Annotated in this window: 3 protein-coding genes; all 3 read left to right on the forward strand. The window is 61.1% G+C overall.

The features are described 5' to 3' along the window. Positions 1-78: 78 nt before the first annotated feature. From tnpA to tnpC, 3 genes are read left to right on the forward strand one after another with little or no spacing between them, the layout of a single operon-like run. Positions 79-486 (forward strand): IS66-like element accessory protein TnpA, encoded by a 408-nt coding sequence (gene tnpA, locus EFD56_RS32375; protein WP_004675073.1) that lies wholly within the window; start codon positions 79-81, stop codon positions 484-486. Further along, positions 483-830 (forward strand): IS66 family insertion sequence element accessory protein TnpB, encoded by a 348-nt coding sequence (tnpB, locus tag EFD56_RS32380; protein ID WP_008536653.1) that lies wholly within the window; start codon positions 483-485, stop codon positions 828-830. The genes tnpA and tnpB overlap by 4 nt, the downstream gene beginning before the upstream one ends. Positions 831-875: 45 nt before the next feature. Beyond that, entirely contained in the window at positions 876-2,531 is a 1,656-nt protein-coding gene (tnpC, locus tag EFD56_RS32385; RefSeq protein WP_018247155.1) for an IS66 family transposase, read from the forward strand. Positions 2,532-2,537: the final 6 nt, after the last annotated feature.

Here is a 2,537-nt window from a genome sequence, read left to right on the forward strand (position 1 = left end):
GTAAGCCCACGGTGAAGGCCGTCTTGCGATAGAGGGCTTCTGACTGCCAGTCCTAGTGGTAACACTAGGAGTAGTCATATGACGAAGCATCCAATTGAGGTGATCACGTCTGTAGAGCGCCGTCGGCGCTGGTCACGCGAAGATAAAGAGCGCCTTGTCGCTGCATGCTTTGAGCCAGACGCGGTCATCTCCGAGATTGCCCGCGCGGCCGGCATCCATGTCAGCCAGTTGTTCCGTTGGCGCAAAGAGCTTTGCCGGATCGAGGAGCCAAGGTCTGATACGGCGACTTTGGTGCCGGTGATCGTATCCGAGGCCGCTTCGACAGTCTCTCCCGTTCAACCGGAATCGCCCACCACATCCCACCCTCGTCGGAAGCGTAGCGATGTGACAATCGAGCTTGGACGGGGTCGGCGCGTGCGCGTGGATAGCGACATCGATACGGATGCCCTTGGCCGGATTCTCGATTGCGTGCTGGGGCTGCGATGATTCCGGTTCCGAGTGGCGTGAAGGTCTGGCTGGCGACAGGCCACACCGATATGCGAAAGGGCTTCCCCGGTTTGTCGTTGATGGTGCAGGAGGCGCTGAAGCGCGACCCGATGTGTGGACACCTGTTCGTATTCCGCGGCCGCGGTGGCGGTCTGATCAAGGTGATCTGGCATGACGGCCAGGGCGCTTGCCTGTTCACGAAGAAGCTGGAGCGCGGCCGCTTCATCTGGCCATCAGCGGCCGATGGCACGGTGGTGATCACGCCTGCGCAGCTCGGTTATCTGCTGGAAGGTATCGACTGGCGGATGCCGCAAAAGACCTGGCGGCCGACGTCGGCCGGATAAGCAAAAACACTGGAATGACAGGGTCGAATATGATTCCATCCTGTCATGAGCAATGCGACCGAAGAGCTTCCGGACGACCTTGCCAGTGCGCTTGCACTGCTGGCCCAGGAACGCGCTCGACGTGTCGCAGCCGAAGCAGAAGCAGCGACCTCCAAGGCAGAAGCCGCCAGCGCAAAGGCACTCGTATCGCATTCCGAGGCGCTGATCGCGCGGCTGAAGCTGGAGATCGACAAGGTTCGCCGTGCACTCTACGGCAGCCGGTCCGAGCGCAAGGCGCGGCTCCTGGAGCAGATGGAACTGCAGCTCGAGGAGTTGGAAGCGGACGCCGGTGAAGATGAACTGGCGGCGGAGATCGCAGCCAAAGCTTCAGCCGTCAAAGCCTTCGAGCGCAAGCGTCCGTCACGCAAGCCCTTTCCCGAACACCTGCCGCGTGAGCGCGTCGTAATCGCCGCTCCCACGAATTGCGCCTGTTGTGGATCGGTTAAACTGTCGAAGCTTGGCGAAGACATTACCGAGACCTTGGAAGTCATCCCGCGTCAGTGGAAGGTCATCCAGACGGTGCGGGAGAAGTTCACCTGCCGCGAGTGTGAGAAGATCACGCAGTCACCCGCACCCTTCCATGTGACACCCCGCGGTTTTGCCGGGCCGAACCTGCTGGCGATGATCCTGTTTGAGAAGTTCGCCCAGCACCAGCCGCTCAATCGCCAGAGCGAGCGCTACGCCCGCGAGGGCGTCGACCTCAGCTTGTCGACGCTGGCCGATCAGGTTGGAGCATGTGCCGCGGCGTTGAAGCCCATTCACTCCCTGATCGAGGCGCATGTCCTTGCTGCCGAACGTCTGCACGGCGACGACACGACCGTGCCTATCCTGGCCAAGGGAAAGACCGATACGGGCCGCATCTGGACCTATGTCCGGGACGATCGGCCGTTCGGAGGGCTCTCTCCGCCGGCGGCCCTTTACTATGCCTCGCGGGACCGACGGCAGGAGCATCCGGAGCGCCACCTGAAGACCTTCAACGGCATTCTGCAGGCGGACGCCTATGGCGGCTACAATCCGCTGTTCAAGGTTGATCGCGATCCAAATCCTCTAAGGCAGGCGTTTTGTTGGGCACACTCGCGGCGTAAGTTCTTCGTGCTCGCCGACATCGCCGCAAATGCCAAGCGTGGAAAGAATGCCGCGCCGATCTCGCCTATGGCGCTCGAAGCCGTCAAACGGATCGACGGCCTGTTCGATATTGAGCGCGAGATCAACGGGCTTACGGCCGATCAACGCCTGGAGCGTCGCCGGAGAGACTGTCTGCCACTCGTCGATGATCTGCAGGTCTGGCTTCAAACCGAGCGGGCAAAGCTCTCACGCAGTTCTCCGGTGGCGGAGGCGATCGACTACATGCTCAAGCGCTGGGATGGCTTCACATCATTTCTGCAGGACGGCCGGATTTGCCTGACGAATAATGCGGCAGAGCGAGCGCTCAGAGGCTTTGCGCTCGGCAGAAAATCCTGGCTCTTCGCCGGATCAGACCGCGGTGCAGATCGTGCGGCCTTCATGGCCACATTGATTATGACGGCAAAACTCAACGACATCGATCCGCAGGTGTGGCTGGCCGACGTTCTTGCCAGCATCGCTGATACGTCGATTACCAGGCTGGAGCAGTTGCTTCCGTGGAATTGGACGCCGCCGACCGTCAACGCTCAAGCGGCCTGACCTGCG

This window comes from Rhizobium phaseoli (assembly GCF_003985125.1).
Taxonomy (GTDB): Bacteria; Pseudomonadota; Alphaproteobacteria; order Rhizobiales; family Rhizobiaceae; genus Rhizobium; species Rhizobium phaseoli.

Bases quoted from the DNA above. Each gene is read 5' to 3' on its own strand.
- tnpA (WP_004675073.1), top strand. From the start codon at position 79: ATGACGAAGCATCCAATTGAGGTGATCACGTCTGTAGAGCGCCGTCGG.
- tnpB (WP_008536653.1), top strand. From the start codon at position 483: ATGATTCCGGTTCCGAGTGGCGTGAAGGTCTGGCTGGCGACAGGCCAC.
- tnpC (WP_018247155.1), top strand. From the start codon at position 876: ATGAGCAATGCGACCGAAGAGCTTCCGGACGACCTTGCCAGTGCGCTT.